The sequence below is a fragment of the Massilia sp. Root133 genome (genome assembly GCF_001426525.1).
GTDB classification, from domain to species: domain Bacteria; phylum Pseudomonadota; class Gammaproteobacteria; order Burkholderiales; family Burkholderiaceae_D; genus Telluria; species Telluria orientalis.
The window spans coordinates 471,736-489,204 of record NZ_LMEW01000001.1; the positions used below are offsets into that span (position 1 = coordinate 471,736).

Sequence of the window (17,469 nt, forward strand, 5' to 3'; positions counted from 1 at the left end):
ATGAACGGGACATCGGCCCAACTTCTCCAGCACGACCGTTTCGCAGGCCTCGACATGCTCGCCTCCGCCGTGCTGGTGGCAGATGCCGGTGGGCTCGTTCGCTACGCCAACCCGGCCGCCGAGCACCTGCTCGACATGTCCGCCAAATCGCTGTCGCGCCAGAAGCTGGTCGGGCTGTTCACGAACGGCGACGAACTGGGCGTCCTGTGCGAACAGGCGATCGCCCACAAATATGCCGACCTGCGCCAGGACCTGACGCTGTTCCGCCCCGCGCGCGACCCGCTGCACGTGCACAGCATCGTCAGCGCGGCGGGCGAGGCCGAGGTCGTCGTCGAGCTGCGCGAGAACGTCCAGCAACTGAAGACCGACCGCGAGGAGCGCCTGCTCGACCAGAGCCTGGCCAACAAGGAACTCATCCGCAATCTCGCCCACGAGATCAAGAACCCGCTGGGCGGCATCCGCGGCGCGGCCCAGCTGCTGGAGCTGGAACTGCCGGCCGTGCACCTGAGTTCGCTGCGCGAATATACGCAGGTGATCATCAAGGAGGCCGACCGGCTGCAGACGCTCGTCGACCGCCTGCTGGCGCCGCACCGCCGCCCGCACATCGTGGGCGACGTCAACATCCACGAAGTGTGCGAGCGCGTGCGCAGCCTCGTGCTGGCCGAATTCCCGTCGGGCCTCGCGATCCGGCGCGACTACGACGCGTCGATTCCCGAGTTCCGCGGCGACAAGGAACAACTGATCCAGGCCGTCCTGAACATCGTCCACAACGCCGCCCAGGCCCTGCGCACGCGTATCGCGGCGGGCGACGCCGAGATCGTCCTGCGCACCCGCGTTGCGCGCCAGGTGACCCTGGCGAAGGTCCGTTACGGCCTGGCATTAGACTTGCATATCATCGACAACGGACCGGGCATCGCCCCCGATATCCGCGACCGCATCTTCTACCCGCTCGTCTCCGGGCGCGAAGGCGGCAGCGGTCTCGGGCTGACCTTGGCACAGACCTTCGTGCAACAGCACCTGGGCATGATCGAGTGCGAGAGCCGGCCTGGATTGACGGATTTCCGCATCCTGATTCCCCTGCCATAAGCGGGTGAAGACGAGGGGCATGTCCGGCAATCCCCCTTGAACCTTCGCGGGAAGTAGAACTACATGAAACCAATCTGGATTGTCGACGACGATGCATCGATCCGCTGGGTGCTGGAAAAGGCCCTGGCGCGCGAGAACCTCGCCACCCGGAGTTTTGCCAGCGGCCGCGAAGCGCTGGCGGCATTCGAAACGGACACGCCGCAGGTGCTGGTGTCCGACATCCGCATGCCGGGCGAATCGGGCCTGGACCTGCTGGCGGCCGTCAAGGAGCGCCATCCCGGCCTGCCGGTCATCGTCATCACCGCCTTTTCCGACCTCGACTCCGCCGTCGCCTCGTTCCAGGGCGGCGCCTTCGAGTACCTGGCCAAGCCGTTCGACATCGACAAGGCCGTCGCCCTGATCCGCCGCGCGCTCGAGGAGAGCCTGCGCGAGGCCAGCGTCGACATCGCGCCGTCCGAAACCCCCGAGATCCTGGGCCAGGCGCCCGCGATGCAGGAAGTCTTCCGCGCCATCGGCCGCCTGTCGCAGTCGAACGTGACGGTGCTCATCACCGGCGAGTCGGGCACCGGCAAGGAACTCGTCGCGCGCGCCCTGCACAAGCACAGCCCGCGCGCGCAGCAGCCGTTCATCGCGCTCAACACGGCCGCGATCCCGAAGGACCTGCTGGAATCGGAATTGTTCGGCCACGAGCGCGGCGCGTTCACCGGCGCGCAGGCGATGCGGCGCGGCCGCTTCGAACAGGCCGAGAACGGCACGCTGTTCCTCGACGAGATCGGCGACATGCCGTTCGACCTGCAGACGCGTTTGCTGCGCGTGCTGTCCGACGGCCATTTTTATCGCGTGGGCGGCCACCAGCCCGTGAAGGCCAACGTACGCGTGATCGCGGCCACGCACCAGAACCTGGAACAGCGCGTGCGCGACGGCCTGTTCCGCGAAGACTTGTATCACCGCCTGAACGTGATCCGCCTGCGCCTGCCCAGCCTGCGTGAGCGGCGCGAAGACATCCCCATTCTGGTGCGCCACTTCCTGGTGCAGAGTGCACGCCAATTGGGCGTCGAGACCAAGCGCATGAGCGACGACGCGCTGCGCTTCCTCACCGGCCTGGAGCTCCCCGGCAACGTGCGCCAGCTGGAAAACCTGTGCAACTGGATCACGGTGATGGCGCCGGGCCAGACCGTCGAAGTCAAGGACCTGCCGCGCGACCTGACCCAGGCGCAACCCGTGCCGGCCGGCGGCAACGGGTTCGCCGTCGGCATCAGTTCGGGCGTGGGCACGGTCTCGCTGGCGTCGCCGTCTTCCGGCAGCGCGCACCACGCCGAACCGGGCGCGCTGCCGAACGGCGCCGACGGCTGGATCGGCCTGCTGGAACTGCAGGCCGCACGCATGCTGTCGGATGGACAGGTCGAGGTGATGGACGTGCTGGGCCGCCAGTTCGAATCCGCACTGATCCGCACGGCGCTGAAGCACACGCACGGCCGCAAGAACGACGCGGCGATCCGGCTCGGGATCGGGCGCAATACCATCACGCGCAAGATTGCCGAGCTCGGCATCGATGGGGCAAAGGACGAATAAGGTCCGGGGGACCTTATTCGAAGGTCCGGGGGACCTTATTCGAAGGTCTGGGGGGCGTTATTCGAAGGGCGGTATGGTGTAAGCTCTGTCATCCTAGCAACAACGTTTCGATGACATGCTGATCAACTGTGTCGCCTACCAGGAAGGCAAGAAGCTGTCCGACATCCCCGTCGAGGACATCAGCGACTACCTCTGCAAACCCGGCTGCTTCGTCTGGGTTGCGCTGCGCGACGCCACCGACGCCGAAATGGCGCAGATGAAGGAAGAGTTCAGCCTGCACGAACTGGCCGTGGAAGATGCCGCGCGCGGCCACCAGCGCCCCAAGATCGAGGAATACGGCGACTGCCTGTTCACCGTCGTGCACATGCTCGACCTCGTCGATGGCGACCACGTTGCCACCGGCGAGCTGGCGATCTTCGCCGGCGCGAACTACGTCCTGTCCGTCCGCCGCGATTCCGCCAAGGGCTTCTTGGGCGTGCGCGCGCGCGCCGAGCGCGAACCGCATCTGCTGAAGATGGGCTCGGCCTTCGTCATGTACGCGCTGATGGACGCCGTCGTCGACCGCTACTTTCCCGTCGTGGACATGCTCGAATCCGAACTCGAAACCGTCGAGGACCGCATCTTCACGCACGGCGCCCAGCGCGAGAACGTCGAGCGCCTGTACCAATTGAAGCGCAAGGGGCTCGTGCTGCGCCACGCCGTGTTCCCGCTCCTGGAAGCGATCGGCCGGCTGCACGGCGGCCGCGTCCCGCCGCTCGTGCAGGGCACCGAGGATTATTTCCGCGACGTGCACGATCACCTGATCCGCATCGCCGGGCGCCTCGACGCGATCCGCGACACGATCAGCACCGCGATCCAGGTGAACCTGTCGATGGTCTCGATCGACGAGAGCGAAGTGAACAAACGCCTGGCCGCGTGGGCCGCGATCTTCGCCGTGTTCACGGCGTTCGCGGGCGTGTGGGGCATGAATTTCAAGTACATGCCCGAGCTGGAATGGAAGTGGGGCTATCCGATGGCGCTCGCCGTCATGGTCGGCGTGTGCGCCTATCTTTATCGGCTCTTCAAGAAGGCCGGCTGGCTATAAAAAAAAGCCCGGTGCGCGCTGCACCGGGCTTTCGATTTGCTGTTCGACTACGTGCTTAGAACGTGTAGTTCACGCGCGCGTAGAAGGTGCGGCCCAGCGGATCCGTGTAACGCGGATCGTAGCCGGCCTGGAACGTGTAGTCCTGGTACGACAGTGGCGGATCCTTGTCCAGCAGGTTGCGCACGCCGACGGTCAGGCCCAGGCCCTTCTTCTGCTGCCATGCGCCGAACAGGTCGAACGTCGTGTAGGAAGCGACATGGTTGGTCGGATCCTGGTCGATGTAGCCGCTCTTGTAGCGGGCGGTCAGGCCGGCCGACCAGGCGTCGCGGTTCCACACCACGTTGTTGGTCGACTGCCAGCGGAACACCGGACCCGTGCCCGAGTACACGCCGACGTTCTGGTGCCACTCGCCGCCTTCCGTGTTCTGGTACTCGTACCTGTGGACGTAGGTCGTGTTCGACGCGAACGAGAACGTGCCGTAGCCGTGGCTGCGCAGGCGGTAGTTGGCCGACAGGTCGAGACCGTTGGTGATGATGCCGCCCAGGTTCTCGTTCAGGCGCTCGATGTAGCCGCAGGTCGCCGGGTTCGGGCACTGCGAACCGTCCACCGACAGTTCGCCGGCCGGGTTGCGGTGGTACCGGGTGCCGTACTTGACGTTGTCGGCGAAGATGTCGTCCAGGCTCAGCACGCCGATCTGGTGGTCCAGCTTCAGGGCCCAGAAGTCGACGCCGACGCTCAGGCCTTTCAGCGGCTCGAGCATGATGCCCAGCGTGGCGTTCTTCGACTTCTCCGGCTGCAGCGCGGGGTTGCCGCCACCCAGCACCTGGAACTGCTGGCCGCAGTTCGCGGCGCGCGAGTGGCCCGGCAGCGGGGTGCCGCCCGGGCAGTTGACCGGGTCGTCATACGTGCCGGCGCTGTTGGTGAAGGTCTGGGCCGAGTGGATGTCGTACAGCGACGGGGCGCGGAAGCCGGTCGAGTACGAACCGCGCACCAGCACGGCCTGCGTCGGCTGCCAGCGGAACGACACTTTCGGATTCGTCGTGTTGCCGAAGTCGCTGTACTTGTCGTAGCGGACCGAGCCCGTCACGTCCAGGGTCTTGAGGATCGGCACGTTCAGTTCGCCGTAGACGGCGTACGTGTGACGCGAGCCCGAGTTGAGCGTGTTCGGGTCGATACCGGTCGAGGCGACGACCTTCTCGGCGAACTCGGTATTCGCGGCGCTCGTGAACTTGTCGTACGTCGTTTGCGCGCCCAGCGCCACGGCGGCGCCGCGGCCGGCGTTCAGCCAGTCGCCCAGCTCGCGGCTGGCGTGGAAGTCGAGGCCCGTGGTCTGGCCGCGCGCGGTCTGGATGGTGCCCGACAGTCCGGCCGAGTTCAGCAGCGCGGTGCCGGCGGCGGACTGTTCGCCGAACGGGTTGATGATGCCGTCGCGGACGCCCTGCGTGATGAGGCCGCCGTCGCTGTAGCCGAACAGCTGCTCCTGCACGCGGTTCTCGTTCCACGTGACGGCGCCGTCATAGTCCCAGCCGGCCACGTTGCCGTTGAGCGAGACGACCAGGCGTTGCTGGCGGTTCGTGTTCTTGTCCTGGCGCACGCCGTTCGGGATGTCGCGCCATTTCACGTGCGCGAAGCCCGGCTTCACGCCGGCCGGCATGAACGGTTCGGTGTAGGTCGGGTCCAGGCCGGCCGGGTAGTACGGGTTGGCCGTGCCGTCCGGACGCAGGCGGTTCATGTACAGGCCGCCGTACGGGACCTGGGCGATCGTGGTGCCCACGACGCTCTGGCTCGTCAGGTACTCGACGCCCAGTTCGTGCTGGCCCAGCTTCAGGGTGCCGCGGATCAGGCCGGAGTCGCGGATGTTGCGCGGGATGTAGTCGACGAACGACGAGGTCGTCATGATGCAGCCGGAACCGCCGTCCGGGATCGTGTGCACGCCGGTCGTGCAGCCCGGGCCGGCCGGGTTGACGCTGTCGCCGCCCTGGTAGTAGTTGGCCGGGAAGGTCGACGTCGACAGGCCGCCCGGGTAGCGGGTGTTGTACGAGCGGTCGGTACCGGTGAGCGGGTACTGTTCCTGGTGGTCGATCACGGCCGAGATGTTCCAGCCCTGCGTATCCAGGTCACCCCAGCCCAGCGCGACGTTCGCGTTGATCGAACGGCCGCCGCCATGCGACGGGACGTCTTCGCCGAAGGTGGCGCTGCCGCCCTGGTAATTTTTCTTCGTGATGAAGTTGATCACGCCGCCCACGGCGTCGGAGCCGTACAGCGACGATGCGCCGTCGCGCAGCACTTCGACGCGCTCGAGCGCGGCGAACGGGATCATGTTCAGGTCCGGTGCCGAGCTGTCGTAGGCGTTGTTCGCCAGGCGGCGGCCGTTCAGCAGCACCAGGGTCTTGTTCTGGCCGATGCCGCGCAGGTTGGCGAACGATGCGCCACCCGTGCTGGAACCGACCGACTGGCTGGTGCCTTGCTGGGCTTGCGAGACGCTCAGGTTCGACATCACCTGTTCGATGGTGGTGAGACCTTCCTTCTTCAGGTCTTCGACACGAAGCACGGTAACGGGCACGGCCGTTTCCGCATCGATACGCTTGATCGCCGAGCCGGTGATTTCCACACGCGCGATCGGCGCCTGTTGCACTTCCTGGGTTTGTGCCAGGGCGGTGCCGGCAAAACCGAAGCCGGCTGCCAGCGTCGTGCCGGAGAATACGAGGCGCAGGGTCCGCGCCATGGTTTTTTCTGTGAGCATCTCTTGGTTCCTGTTTTTGTAGGTTACAAGTTTGAAATAGTGGATCGCCAATATTTCAAGAACAGTAAACATACACCACAGAAACTAAAATTCGCGCAAATTTGTTGTGTAATTACGTCAAAAACAGACAGATTTGCATTAGCACTTGTAAAAACCTGAAACAATATTTCTTTGTGAAATTGAATGTGTATTTACGACATGTTCATGTAAATACGTCTAAGTTGGAGGAAATGTGTTGTTTCGGCCATGCTGGCGGGCGCCGGCCGTGCGACCGGCGCCGGGGATGAGGCAGTGGGAAATCAGCCGACCATGGCCAGTGCGACGGCTTCCGCGACGCGGATGCCATCGATCGCAGCCGACATGATGCCGCCCGCGTAGCCGGCGCCTTCGCCGGCCGGATACAGGCCTGCCGTGTTCAGGCTCTGCAGGTTGTCGTCGTGGCGCTTGATGCGGATCGGCGACGACGTGCGGGTCTCGACGCCGGTCAGCACGGCGTCTTCCTTGTAGTAACCCTTGATCTGCTTGTCGAATGCGACGAAGGCTTCGCGCAGCGCGACGGTGGCATAGTCGGGCAGGGCCGGGGCGAGGTCGGTCAGGTGCACGGCCGGCTTGAACGATGGCGTCACACTGCCGAATTCTTTCGACGGCACGCCGCGCACGAAGTCGCCCATCAACTGGCCCGGAGCATCGTAATTGCTGCCGCCCAGCACGAAGGCGCGCGATTCCAGTTCGCGCTGGAAGGCGATGCCGGCCAGCGGATGGCCCGGATAGTCGGCCGGGGTGATGCCGACGACGATCGCGCTGTTGGCATTGCGCTCGGCACGGGAATACTGGCTCATGCCGTTCGTGACGACGCGGCCTTCCTCGGACGAGGCGGCCACGACGGTACCGCCCGGGCACATGCAGAAGCTGTACACGCTGCGGCCGTTGGAGGCGTGGTGGACGATCTTGTAGTCGGCCGCGCCGAGGATCTCGTTGCCGGCGTTCGGGCCGAAGCGGCAGACGTCGATCAGCGATTGCGGATGCTCGACGCGGAAGCCGATCGAGAACGGTTTTGCTTCGACGTACACGCCGCGCTCGTACAGCATCTCGAACGTGTCGCGCGCGCTGTGGCCGACGGCCATCACGAGGTGGCGGGTCGGGATGGTCTCGCCCGTGTGCAGCTTGACGCCCACGACCTGGCGCGCATTGCCTTCACCCTCGATCAGCACGTCTTCCACGCGCGTCTGGAAGCGGATTTCCCCGCCCAGCGCGAGGATTTCCGCGCGCATCTGTTCCACCATTTTCACCAGACGGAACGTGCCGATGTGCGGCTTGCTGACGTACAGGATTTCTTCCGGCGCGCCCGACTTCACGAACTCGTTCAGGACCTTGCGGCCATAGTGCTTCGGATCCTTGACCTGGCTGTACAGCTTGCCGTCCGAGAAGGTGCCGGCGCCGCCTTCGCCGAACTGCACGTTCGATTCCGTGTTCAGCTTGCGCTTGCGCCAGAAGCCGAAGGTGTCGACGGTACGCTCGCGCACGATCTTGCCGCGTTCCAGCACGAGCGGCTTGAAGCCCATCTGGGCCAGGATCAGCGCCACGAACAGTCCGCACGGGCCCATGCCCACGATCACCGGCCGCGGCGTGCCCGGTGCGGGCAGGGCCGCCGTCACGAACTTGTAGCCGGTGTCGGGCGCCGGGACGATGTGCGGATCGCGCGCCAGCCGGGCCAGCACGGCCGCCTCGTCGCGGACTTCCACGTCGAGGGCGTAGATCAGGACGATGGCGGTCTTCTTGCGCGCATCGTAGCTGCGCTTGAAGAGCGTGAAATCGATCAGGTCTCCGCTGTCGATGCCAAGCCGGCCGACGATGGCGTCGCGCAGGGCGTGGTCGGGGTGATTCAGGGGCAGTTTGAGTTCGTTAATTCGCAGCATGATGAGTGGTGGGCCGGCGCGCGGCGGCGCCGGACGGGCGCCGTGCCGGCGGGGGCAGATCGGTACAGGCGCCAGTATAAGGCATCGGCCACCTGGGCCGGCAGGAAAGGATTGCCACGGTTTGTGTTGTAGGCAAGCAACCGACGTTGGCTTCCCCCATGCATGGTGGCAACCTGAACATCCAGTATCAGGGGCCACGTTTCCAGTCGAAATGCGTAACGTTCAGAATTTTCCTGTTGCGGTGCGTCGAGGATATACGGCGTCGAAATCAGACTATATGCATGTCAAGTTCTTGCGACTCACTTCAATAGTGCAATATTTGTTCAAAACAAAACCCTTTATGGTGCTGCGGCGCATCAGGAAAAAGCGTGAATTCTTCGGTGTTTTAAATGTGTTGTTTCTACACATTTCGGCAATTGTGTTTTATTGACACTTTCGCTTTTGCTATGGTTTTATCGACAAATCAGTAACGTTTGATATCTAGGAAACGTTAATTGAGAGGGTTCGTCCTACAGGGCGAATGATGAAAAAACACATCGATTAGTGTGGTAGTCACCAGTAGTTCAAACGCACCAGGCCAAAAGCCTTTGCAGGCAACGGGGTGCAAGTTGGGGCGGCGCAGATTGGCCGCCCCCGCGTGTAAGCGCCGTGTCCGCATTTGGTGAACGTAAGAAACCACTTTGAGAGATACGAGAAGGAGAAGTATTCATGACGTTTAAATTGAAGTCGATGCCATTGGCGATTTCGTGCGTTCTTGCCAGCGGTGCGCTGCTGGCAGCACCAGCAATGGCTCAGACGCAAGACGCGGTCAGCGCCCAGACCCCGGCGCGCGTTGTCGTCACCGGTTCGCTGATCAGCCGTACCGACACCGAAACCCCGACCCCCGTGCAGGTGTTGACGGCTGCGGACATCCAGAAAAGCGGCAAGACCTCCGTCGCCGAACTGCTGAACGACCTCGCCGCCAACGGCCAGGGTACGCTCGGCACCGGCTTCTCCGGCGCATTCGCGAACGGCGCTTCGGGCATTTCGCTGCGCGGCCTGACGGTCGGCGCGACCCTGGTGCTGGTCGACGGCCACCGCCTCGCCCCGTATCCGCTGTCGGACGACGCCCAGCGCGCCTTCGTCGACGTCTCCTCGATTCCCTTCGATGCCATCGACAGCATCGAAGTCCTGAAAAGCGGCGCTTCGTCGCTGTACGGTTCCGACGCCATCGCCGGCGTCGTCAACATCAAGCTGAAGAAAAACCTGAACGGCACCCGTCTGGCCGCCGAATCCGGCAACACCCAGCACGGCGGCGGCAAGACGCACCGCGCGTCGATCAGCACCGGTATCGGCGACCTGGACAACGACGGCTACAACGCCTTCGTCACCGCCGAATGGCGCCGCCAGGGTTCGATCAAGGTAGCGGACCGCGACCAGTTCGACTGGGCCAATGCCGACTGGCGTTCGCGCGGCGGCAACAACATCCGCCTGGGCGTCCCGAACGGCCTGAACTCGCGCCTGACCGCGACCAACAGCCCGTTCCTGTACAACCCGGCGGGCACCGGCGGCACCAGCAACCCGGCCAACTTCCAGTTCCTGGATCCGACCAAGTGTAACTACAACCTGTACATGAGCGGCGGTTGCGCGATCCGCGATACCGTCACCAACATCCAGCCGCAGACCGAGAACATCAACCTGCTGGTCGGCATGACCAAGAAGCTGAACGCGGACTGGGAACTGGCCTTCAAGGGCTCGATGTTCCAGCGTAACAGCATCAACAACCGCGGCAGCTACCTGTCGGCCTATTCGCCGACCACGTTCGGCGGCAACAACTCGCTGAGCAATGGCGTCGTGACCTCCGGCAACAGCCGCGTGCCGAGCACCCTGATCCCGGCCACCGCGACGTTCAACCAGCTGGGCGCCCCGGCCCGCCTGTATGGCTTCATCCCGGGCACCGATCCGTTCGCGACCCAGGACAACACCGCGACCACGACCCGCTTCGCGCTCGACCTGCATGGCAGCGCCTACGGCTGGGACATCAACGTCGCCGGCGGCATCACCAAGGTCAAGACCGACATCGACTACAGCGGCTACATCGACCGTGCCGCCCTGTACAACGCGATCTTCAACGGCACCTGGAACCCGGTCGGCGGCAACTCGCCGGCCCTGCTGAATACGGTGTCGCCGCACTTCTCGAATACCCTCGAGTCGAAGCTGAACTACTTCGACGCGGTCGGTTCGCGCGAGCTGATGCAACTGGGCGCCGGTCCGCTGGCCCTGGCAGCCGGCCTGCACTACCACAAGCGCACCCAGAACTCGCCGGCGGCCAGCCTGACCGCGAACGGCCAGGTGGCGCAGACCACGGCATTCGTGATCGGCGACGAGACGAACACGGCAGCCTTCGCCGAACTGCAGGCAACGCCTATCAAGAACCTGGAACTGCACGCGTCGGGTCGTTACGACCACTACAAGAACTTCAACAAGTTCACGCCGGCGGCCAGCTTCAAGTGGGCACCGTCGAACATGTTCGGCGTGCGCGGTACCTACGCGAAGGGCTTCCGCGCGCCGAACCCGGCCGAGGTGGGCAATGCCGGTTCGTTCTTCACCTTCAACGGTATCGACGACCCGGTCCTGTGCGCGAACGGCAACCCCAACACCAAGGGCAACGTGCCGACCGCCTGCGGCCTGAACCCGCCGTACGTCCAGCTGACCACGCCGTCGCTGTCGCCCGAGAAATCGACGTCCTACACCCTGGGCGTGATCCTTGAGCCGGTGCGTGGCCTGAACGCCACCCTCGACTATTACAACATCAAGGTCACCAACCAGATCGTGTCGGCCGCCGGTAACGATCCGAGCTATGTCCCGGCATTCGTGCGCGGCCCGATCACCCCGCTGGACATCGCCAACGGCGACGGCACCACCACCGTCGGCACCCCGGCGCTGGGCCCGATCATCTACGCGACCTCGCCGTACGTGAACCTGGGCGGCACCAAGACGAGCGGTATCGAAGCGGACATCGGCTACCGCTGGCGCCTGCCGAGCGACCTGGGCACCCTGAAGGCGAACCTGAGCGCCGCGCACACGTTCAGCTACATCACGGAAGCGGCCGGTGGCGTGAGCTACCAGCTGGCCGGCACGCAAGGCCCGTCGGCGATCTCCGGCGCGACCGGCAGCCCGAAAGACCGCGCACAGTTCTCGCTGGCCTGGAGCCGTGGCCCGGTGGACGTAAACACGACGGTGAACTACACCAGCGACTTCTCGACCATCGACCCGTCGCTGGGCGTGACCGACTGCTCGGGCCCTGGCGGCACCAGCTTCAACGTGGGTGGCCGCGCGTACTTCCGCAACCTGCCGCAGCCTGAGTACTACTGCCATGTTGCATCGTTCACGTCGGTCAACCTGAACCTGCAATACAGGCTGAGCCAGAACCTGACGCTGAAGGGTTCGATCCTGAACCTGTTCGACCGCCAGCCGCCGGCTGACGTGGCGACCTACGGCAACTCGGGCGCCCAGACGTCGTACAACGCCTCGCTGCACCAGGCAGGCGCCATCGGCCGCTTCTTCAGCCTGGGCCTGGCCTACACGTTCTGATAATGGCGTCCTGAGCCTGGCGTCGCCGGGCCTCGAGCACCCCGCGCTGGACATCGTCCACCGCGGGGTGTTTTTTTTGGTTGTGTACGTACCGATCGGTGAATTGCTGATATGATGGTCATCATGCGAGCAAAACAGACCAGGTCGTCCGTCCAGGAACGCAAGGAAGCCACCCACGAGCGCATCGTCGACGTCGCGGCGCGCGCCATCCGGCGCAGTGGCTACGGCGGTACGGGCGTGGCCGACATCATGAAGGAAGCGGGTCTGACGCACGGCGGCTTTTACGCGCACTTCGCGTCGCGCGATGCGTTGCTGGCGGAAGCCGGCGACCGCGCCGGCGCCGAGTCCGTGGCCCTGGCGGCCGACATCGCGGCGGCGGCCCCCGCGGGAGAGGCCTTGCAGCACATCATGGAGGCGTACCTGTCCGATGAGCACCTCGGCGCCATCGAGACGGGCTGTCCGATCGCCGCGCTCGGTTCGGAAATGCCGCGCCAGGCGCCGGAAGTGCGGCACGCGGCGACCAGCCGCATCAAGGAAATGATCGACCTGCTGGCCCGGCAGATGCCGGACTGGGGCGAGCCGGAAGCCCACGAGCGGGCGATGATGCTCGTGTGCGGACTGGTCGGCACGATCATGATCGCCCGGGCCGTGGACGACCCGAAGATGTCGAAGGCATTGCGGCAGGCGGCGATGAAGCGGCTGATACCGGCCGGCGGCTCCACCTGAGCCGTTTTTTTTGCGCACAGATATGATGATCGTCATATGAATTGCTCACTCAGGAGAACTAGCATGGAAAGAAAGATCGCACTGGTCACGGGCGCATCGTCCGGCATCGGGGCCGCCGTGGCGCAACGACTGGCCGGCGCCGGCTACAAGGTCTACGGCACCAGCCGCCGCGGTGCACAGGGCGGGAGCGCCGGCTTCGAGATGATCGCGCTGGACGTCACCAGCGACGCGTCGGTGCAACAAGCGGTCGCGACCGTCGTGCAGCGGGAAGGGCGCATCGACCTGCTGGTGAATAATGCGGGCTTCGGCGTGGCGCCGGCCGGCGCCGAAGAAAGTTCCATGGAGCAGACGCAAGCGATCTTCGACACCAATGTCTTCGGCGTAATGCGCATGACCCGCGCCGTGCTGCCGCAGATGCGCAGGCAACGGGCCGGCCGCATCGTCCACATGGGTTCCGTGCTCGGCTTCCTGCCCATGCCCTACGGCGCGCTGTACGCCGCCACCAAGCACGCGATCGAAGGCTATTCGGAATCGCTGGACCACGAACTGCGCAACTGGGGCATCCGCTCCATCGTCGTCGAGCCGGCCTACACGAAGACCCCGTTCGACGCCAACCTGCTGGAACCCGACGCCGTGCTCGACGCCTACCGCGACGTCCGCGCCGCCGTCACCGGGCGCCTGAAGGAATTGATGCAAGGTGCGGAAGGACCGGACGTGGTGGCCGACACCGTGCTCGAGGCCGCGCAGGCGCCCCGTCCGAAACTGCGCTACACAGCCGGCAGGCTGGCAAAGCGCCTGCGCCTGCTGCGCACCCTGGCCCCGAGCGCGATGATGGACGCGGGCCTGCGCAAGGACCTGCACCTGGCCTGAGACCGACATGAACGACACCATGCAAGCACTGATACTCGAGCGCTACGGCGCCGACGGGCTGCACATCGCCGACGTTCCCCGCCCGACGATCGGACCGGACGAGATCCTGGTCCGGGTCCATGCCGCCGGCATCAACCCGATCGACAACATGATCCCGAAGGGCATGTTCAAGCCCATCCTCAAGTTCGACCTGCCGGCCGTCATGGGCAGCGACCTCGCCGGCACGGTGGTGGAAGTGGGCGGCCGCGTGAGCCGGTGCCAGGTCGGCGACGCCGTGTACGCCAGCGTCTTCGACCTGGGCAGGGGTAGTTTCGCGGAGTTCGTGGCCGTCCCCGAGCGCGTGGCGGCCCGCAAGCCGGCGAACGTTGGCTTCGTCGAAGCGGCGTCCCTGCCCATGGTCGGCCTGACGGCGTGGCAGGCGTTCAAGGAACGGCTGCGGCTCGAACCGGGGCAGAAGGTGTTCATTCCCGCCGGGTCGGGAGGCATCGGCACCTTTGCGATCCAGCTGGCGAAGCAGCTCGGCGCGACGGTCGGCACCACGACGAGCACGGCCAACGTCGACCTGGTGCGCGCGCTCGGGGCCGACGACGTCGTCGATTACAAGCGCCAGGCGTTCGAGCAGGTCTTGCAAGGCTATGATGCCGTGCTGGGCACGGTCAGGGGCGACGGCCTGGAAAAGGCCTTGCGCATCGTCCGGCCCCATGCCCGGGTCGTCTCGCTGGTCGGCCCGCCGGATGCGGCATTCGCCGCCGCGCGTGGCATGAATGTCGTGATGAAACTCGTGTTCGGCCTGCTGAGCCGCAAGATCCGGCGCCTGGCCAGGCAACGCGACGCCAGCTATGCGTTCATGTTCGTGCGCCCCGATGGTGCCCAGCTCGCCGCAATCGGCGACCTGGTGGAAACCGGACGGATCCGCCCCGTGATCGACAAGGTGTTCCCGTTCGCCGACGCCCGGGCCGCACTCGACTATCTCGAGCAGGGGCGGGCGAAAGGCAAGGTCGTGCTCCGGATGAGTGCGGACTGACGCCCCGTCAGATCCCGCCCCAGCCCGCCGCGAGGATCGCCAGCGCGGCCAATCCGGCCGTCTCCGTGCGCAGCACGCGCGGGCCCATCGACAGCGCCAGCGCGCCGGCCGCCCGCGCCGCATCGTCTTCCTGGTCCGTGAAACCGCCTTCCGGCCCGACGAGCAGGGTGACGTCGTGCGCTTGTGTCGCGCGCACCCACTGGGCAAGCGATGCGTCCGCGCGCGGGGAGAGCAGGATGCGCGTGCCGGTACCGGGCGTCGCCAGCCAGCGGTTGACGTCCTGCACGGGCGCGACGTCTGCCAGCCGGTTGCGTCCGCACTGCTCGGACGCGCTGACGACGACGCCCTGCCAGTGCGCCAGCCGCTTGTCGGCACGGTCTCCGGACAACCGCACAACGGACCGCTGCGCCGCCAGCGGCACGATGCCGGCCGCGCCCAGCTCGACGGCCTTTTCGACGATCCAGTCCATTTTGCTGCCTTCCGGCAAGCCCTGGGCGAGCGTGACGCGGAAAGGGAGTTCCACGTCGACGGCTTCCAGCGCGAGCACCTCGGCGCTGGCGCGGCGCTTGCCGATCTCGGCGAGGCGCGCACGCACCTGGCCGCCCTCGCCATTGAACAGCACGAGCTCGTCGCCGCTCTGCTGGCGCACGACGTGCAGATGGTGGGCGACCGCTTCCGGCAGGTCGACGACGCTGCCGGGAAGGAGCGGCTGGGGACAGTAAAAACGTGGCATGGATGGCAATCGGAACCGTTAACGAGCGGGCATTTTAAAGCGAGGTTGTCATGCTCTGGTAAAATACCCGGTTAAGGCCAGCTCGTGCCACCGCTTCCCTATCCTCAGACCCACACATCCATGAAATCTCTGCAAACCACCACCCTGATGGCCAACGCAATTCGTGCGCTGGCGATGGACGCCGTCCAGAAGGCGAATTCCGGCCACCCCGGCATGCCGATGGGCATGGCCGAGATCGCCGTTGCGCTGTGGGACGGCCACTATCGCCACAACCCGGCCAATCCGGGCTGGATGAACCGCGACCGTTTCCTGCTGTCGAACGGCCACGGCTCGATGCTGCATTACGCACTGCTGCACCTGTCGGGCTACGACCTGTCGATGGACGACATCCGCGACTTCCGCCAGATGCATTCGAAGACCCCGGGCCACCCGGAAGTCGGCATCACCCCGGGCGTGGAAACGACCACCGGCCCGCTGGGCCAGGGCATCGCCAACGCCGTCGGCATGGCGCTGGCCGAGTGGCTGCTGGCGAAGGAATTCAACCGTCCGGGCTTCGACATCGTCGACCACTACACGTACGCGTTCCTGGGTGACGGCTGCCTGATGGAAGGCATCTCGCACGAAGTCGCGTCGCTGGCCGGCACGCTGCGCCTGAACAAGCTGATCTGGCTGTACGACGACAACGGCATCTCGATCGACGGCAAGGTGGAAGGCTGGTTCACGGACGACACGCCGCAGCGCTTCGCAGCGTACGGCTGGAACGTGATCCCGGGCGTGGACGGCCACGACGTCGCCGCCGTGGACGCGGCCATCGCGCAGGCCAAGCAGTCGGACCGCCCGACCTTGATCTGCTGCAAGACCATCATCGGCAAGGGCTCGCCGAACCTGCAGGGCGGCGACAAGGTGCACGGCGCCGCGCTGGGCGAGAAGGAAGTCGCCGCGGTGCGCGAACACCTGATCTGGGACGCCGTGCCGTTCGACATCCCGGCCCCGATCTACGAAGCCTGGGACCAGAAGCAGAAGGGCGCCGCCGTCGAAGGCGCGTGGAACGAGCTGTTCGCCGGCTACCGCGCGCAATACCCGGAACTGGCCGCCGAATTCGAGCGCCGCATGAAGGGTGACCTGCCGGGCAAGTTCGAAGAAACGCTGGCCGCCGCCATCGCGCAGACGATCGAGAAGAAGGAAACCATCGCGACCCGCAAGGCGAGCCAGAACGCGATCCAGGCGCTGGCCCCGGTGCTGCCGGAATTCCTGGGCGGCTCGGCCGACCTGACCGGCTCGAACCTGACCAACTGGAAGGAATCGATCCCCGTCCGTTCGGGCACCCCGGGCAACCACATCAACTACGGCGTGCGCGAATTCGGCATGTCGGCCATGATGAACGGCGTCGCCCTGCACGGCGGCTTCATCCCGTTCGGCGCCACGTTCCTGACGTTCTCGGACTACAGCCGCAACGCCCTGCGCATGGCCGCGCTGATGAAGATCCGTTCGCTGTTCGTGTTCACGCACGACTCGATCGGCCTGGGCGAAGACGGCCCGACGCACCAGTCGGTGGAACACGTCTCGTCGCTGCGCCTGATCCCGAACCTGGACAACTGGCGTCCGTGCGACACGACGGAATCGACCGTCGCCTGGGGTGCAGCGGTCAAGCGCAAGGATGGTCCGTCGACCCTGATCTTCTCGCGCCAGAACCTGCCGTTCATGGAGCGTGACGCGGCGACTGTCGCGAACATCGCCAAGGGCGGCTACGTGCTGCGCGATGTGGCGAATCCGGCCGCGGTCCTGATCGCGACGGGTTCGGAAGTGGAACTGGCGGTGAAAGCCGCCGAAACCCTGGCTGGCCAGGGTATCCAGGTGCGTGTGGTGTCGATGCCGTCGACCGACGTGTTCGAGCGCCAGGACGCGGCCTACAAGGCTGCCGTGCTGGGCCGCGGCATCCCGCGCGTGGCCGTCGAGGCTGGTGTGACGGACTTCTGGTACAAGTACGTCGGCCTGGAAGGTGCCGTGGTGGGCATCGATACTTTCGGCGAATCGGCTCCGGCCCCGGTGCTGTTCAAGCACTTCGGCTTCACGGTCGAGAATGTCGTCGCCAAAGTGAAATCTGTCCTCCCGGCCTGAGGGATTGCACCCGCCGGACTGTGC

11 protein-coding genes are annotated in these 17,469 nt (G+C 65.4%); 8 read left to right on the plus strand and 3 right to left on the minus strand.

The window, feature by feature from the left end; all coding sequences use genetic code 11:
• The 3 genes from glnL (at position 1) to corA (ending at position 3,742) form a co-directional block, all read left to right on the plus strand.
• On the plus strand, positions 1-1,086 hold the full coding sequence (gene glnL / locus ASD28_RS02175) for a nitrogen regulation protein NR(II) (RefSeq protein ID WP_056123218.1): 1,086 nt from the start codon (positions 1-3) through the stop codon (positions 1,084-1,086).
• A gap of 63 nt (positions 1,087-1,149) precedes the next feature.
• On the plus strand, positions 1,150-2,658 hold the full coding sequence (gene ntrC, locus ASD28_RS02180; RefSeq protein WP_056123221.1) for a nitrogen regulation protein NR(I): 1,509 nt from the start codon (positions 1,150-1,152) through the stop codon (positions 2,656-2,658).
• A 115-nt stretch (positions 2,659-2,773) separates the two neighbouring features.
• Positions 2,774-3,742, plus strand: coding sequence for a magnesium/cobalt transporter CorA (gene corA / locus ASD28_RS02185; protein ID WP_056123225.1), 969 nt, complete (start codon positions 2,774-2,776; stop codon positions 3,740-3,742).
• 55 nt (positions 3,743-3,797) lie between these two features.
• Here corA and ASD28_RS02190 read toward each other — a convergent pair whose 3' ends face one another.
• Positions 3,798-6,467, minus strand: a complete 2,670-nt coding sequence (locus ASD28_RS02190) for a TonB-dependent receptor (protein WP_056123228.1) — start codon at positions 6,465-6,467, stop codon at positions 3,798-3,800.
• 317 nt (positions 6,468-6,784) lie between these two features.
• Positions 6,785-8,401 carry an NAD(P)/FAD-dependent oxidoreductase gene (locus ASD28_RS02195; RefSeq protein WP_056123231.1) on the minus strand — a complete coding sequence of 539 codons (1,617 nt, stop codon included), beginning with the start codon at positions 8,399-8,401 and terminating at the stop codon, positions 6,785-6,787.
• A 786-nt stretch (positions 8,402-9,187) separates the two neighbouring features.
• Here ASD28_RS02195 and ASD28_RS02200 point away from each other — a divergent pair.
• From ASD28_RS02200 to ASD28_RS02215, 4 genes are all read left to right on the plus strand, one after another.
• Entirely contained in the window at positions 9,188-11,974 is a 2,787-nt protein-coding gene (locus ASD28_RS02200) for a TonB-dependent receptor domain-containing protein (RefSeq protein WP_229411884.1), read from the plus strand.
• Between the two features lie 111 nt (positions 11,975-12,085).
• Positions 12,086-12,700, plus strand: a complete 615-nt coding sequence (locus ASD28_RS02205; protein WP_056123235.1) for a TetR/AcrR family transcriptional regulator — start codon at positions 12,086-12,088, stop codon at positions 12,698-12,700.
• A gap of 63 nt (positions 12,701-12,763) precedes the next feature.
• Entirely contained in the window at positions 12,764-13,570 is an 807-nt protein-coding gene (locus ASD28_RS02210) for an oxidoreductase (protein ID WP_056123239.1), read from the plus strand.
• A 19-nt stretch (positions 13,571-13,589) separates the two neighbouring features.
• Positions 13,590-14,594 (plus strand): NADP-dependent oxidoreductase, encoded by a 1,005-nt coding sequence (locus ASD28_RS02215; RefSeq protein WP_056123628.1) that lies wholly within the window; start codon positions 13,590-13,592, stop codon positions 14,592-14,594.
• A gap of 7 nt (positions 14,595-14,601) precedes the next feature.
• On the opposite strand, the gene ASD28_RS02220 is transcribed toward ASD28_RS02215, so the two are convergent.
• Positions 14,602-15,327, minus strand: a complete 726-nt coding sequence (locus tag ASD28_RS02220; protein WP_056123247.1) for a 16S rRNA (uracil(1498)-N(3))-methyltransferase — start codon at positions 15,325-15,327, stop codon at positions 14,602-14,604.
• Positions 15,328-15,411: 84 nt separating this feature from the next.
• Between ASD28_RS02220 and tkt the strand changes: the two genes are divergently transcribed.
• A complete protein-coding gene (gene tkt, locus ASD28_RS02225) occupies positions 15,412-17,445 on the plus strand; it encodes a transketolase (protein ID WP_371831799.1) in 2,034 nt (677 codons plus the stop codon).
• Positions 17,446-17,469: the final 24 nt, after the last annotated feature.

Coding starts and splice junctions, on each gene's coding strand:
- ASD28_RS02220 (WP_056123247.1), bottom strand. CDS start 15,327: ATGCCACGTTTTTACTGTCCCCAGCCGCTCCTTCCCGGCAGCGTCGTC.
- ASD28_RS02195 (WP_056123231.1), bottom strand. CDS start 8,401: ATGCTGCGAATTAACGAACTCAAACTGCCCCTGAATCACCCCGACCAC.
- ASD28_RS02215 (WP_056123628.1), top strand. CDS start 13,590: ATGCAAGCACTGATACTCGAGCGCTACGGCGCCGACGGGCTGCACATC.
- ASD28_RS02205 (WP_056123235.1), top strand. CDS start 12,086: ATGATGGTCATCATGCGAGCAAAACAGACCAGGTCGTCCGTCCAGGAA.
- ASD28_RS02210 (WP_056123239.1), top strand. CDS start 12,764: ATGGAAAGAAAGATCGCACTGGTCACGGGCGCATCGTCCGGCATCGGG.
- ntrC (WP_056123221.1), top strand. CDS start 1,150: ATGAAACCAATCTGGATTGTCGACGACGATGCATCGATCCGCTGGGTG.
- ASD28_RS02190 (WP_056123228.1), bottom strand. CDS start 6,467: ATGGCGCGGACCCTGCGCCTCGTATTCTCCGGCACGACGCTGGCAGCC.
- corA (WP_056123225.1), top strand. CDS start 2,774: ATGCTGATCAACTGTGTCGCCTACCAGGAAGGCAAGAAGCTGTCCGAC.
- glnL (WP_056123218.1), top strand. CDS start 1: ATGAACGGGACATCGGCCCAACTTCTCCAGCACGACCGTTTCGCAGGC.
- ASD28_RS02200 (WP_229411884.1), top strand. CDS start 9,188: ATGGCTCAGACGCAAGACGCGGTCAGCGCCCAGACCCCGGCGCGCGTT.